Below are 1,113 nucleotides of genomic sequence, written 5' to 3'. Positions count from 1 at the left end.
TCATTTGGGGGACACCACAAACAAGTCTGCTAGCAGCTGACTTTAATTATTGAGTTGCTTGTTTGCAACCTCTGATTCAACTAGTCTTAATTTTAATTCAAATTCAAAAGCTGCTCGATCTTCAAAGAATTTTTTATATTGCAATGCTTTATATGGCATTCTAGCAAAAGAAGCATTACGGCGGTGTAAAAGTTCACGCTTAGCACTTTCACTATAAGCTAAGTCATCATTAATTCTCGTAATTGCATATCCTAAGTGACAATAAGTATTGAGATTTTCATTGTCTTCAGGTTTAAATAGATATGACACGAGTTTCTCTGCAAATAAGTTAAATACTAAACTTGAGTACACTTCTTCAGAAAAAGATTCTGTAGTACTAGACTGGAAAAAGGTTGAAGCATGATCGATATAGATCGTAGCGCCAAAGATAGTTGTCAGTGCTAAATATCCTACAAAGATACGACAAATGCGAATGCCGGTCGTTTCTCCGATTTTATTATAACTATCAGGATCAGCAAAAAGGTCGTGGATACTGCGAATCAGTTTATTGCGATGACGCAGACGAGCTTTACAATCAGACTTTATTTCACGATACCAGTTTGGTATTTTGTAGCCTTGAGCAATGTTTTCAAGATCATTTTCTAAAGCTAGAATCTCTTCGATTTTAAAGCGGCTAAATTTATAGTAGCCTTCTTGAGCAAGAGCCGCCATAGCATCACAATTAATTAAATCATGCCAGTGGTTGATCAAATGTTCAACAACTAAAGCATCATATCTATTAAGAATAGTAGGACGCTTAATTAATGCTAGATAATAGGCATATAAATTGGCAAAAAATCTATTGTCGTCAATGATTGGCGTGAAATTGAAAACGTTAGAATTATTCCAGAAATTTAATTCATCGTATCCAGGATTCATGAGAATGGTATCTGGAATAAAGAAAATAGGTTCACCGATGTAATTAAGATGATTATCATCTGTTCCTAATGAGGTTTTACATCTTAACCAATAGTCATAGTTACTAAAATTATAATCAGTTTTGAGGATTATTTGATCAAAGAATGCTGATGATAAGATCTGATATCTGTTGTTAACAAAATTTAATTGCTGTAC

Annotated in this window: 1 protein-coding gene; it reads right to left on the bottom strand. The window is 33.7% G+C overall.

Going from position 1 to position 1,113, the window contains the following annotated elements:
- Positions 1-42: 42 nt before the first annotated feature.
- A partial coding sequence (locus CKF58_RS08505; protein WP_222987769.1) for a hypothetical protein occupies positions 43-1,113 on the bottom strand: 1,071 nt, incomplete at its 5' end.

This window comes from Psittacicella hinzii (assembly GCF_003585935.1).
In the GTDB taxonomy this organism is placed as follows: Bacteria; Pseudomonadota; Gammaproteobacteria; order Enterobacterales; family Psittacicellaceae; genus Psittacicella; species Psittacicella hinzii.
Note: the sequence above shows the minus strand (reverse complement) of the source record. Positions and strands in the feature narration are given on the sequence as shown.